Raw genomic sequence first — 418 nt, forward strand, 5'->3', positions numbered from 1 at the left:
CATTGCGGATTGCCAGTGTCGCGTTTGCTACCCGCGCGCACGCCTCCCTCAGCGCTGGCGCGTGGATGAAACGGCGATGGACATGCAGCAATTCCTCGTAACTGACATCGGGTGTTGCGCCAGCGACCCGCTTGAGCCCGGCGTTCGTGCCCAAGCCATAGAGACACAGCAAAAGACGCTGAGCCAAGGCTGCTTTCGACAGGGTAACCCGCGAGGCCGACGTTTCGAAAGCATCCATCAATCCCGTGTCCAGAGCAGCCTCTTTCAACACGTCCAGCAGTCCGGTCATCGGCCAGCGCTGACCGATCTCGCTTTTGATCGAAGCGAGACCCTTCGGTTCGGGCAAGGGCTTGAACGGTGTAATCGATATCCGGTTGTCGCCGCGCCACAGGAGCCGGACCTTGTCGTTTTGTGGAAT

Annotated in this window: 1 protein-coding gene; it reads right to left on the reverse strand. The window is 59.8% G+C overall.

Features of this window, described 5'->3' with window-relative positions:
- A partial coding sequence (locus tag R5H29_RS06710) for a Tn3 family transposase (protein ID WP_332328945.1) occupies nt 1-418 on the reverse strand: 418 nt, incomplete at both ends.

Source organism: Stenotrophomonas sp. A3_2 (assembly GCF_036624925.1).
Taxonomy (GTDB): Bacteria; Pseudomonadota; Gammaproteobacteria; order Xanthomonadales; family Xanthomonadaceae; genus Stenotrophomonas; species Stenotrophomonas hibiscicola.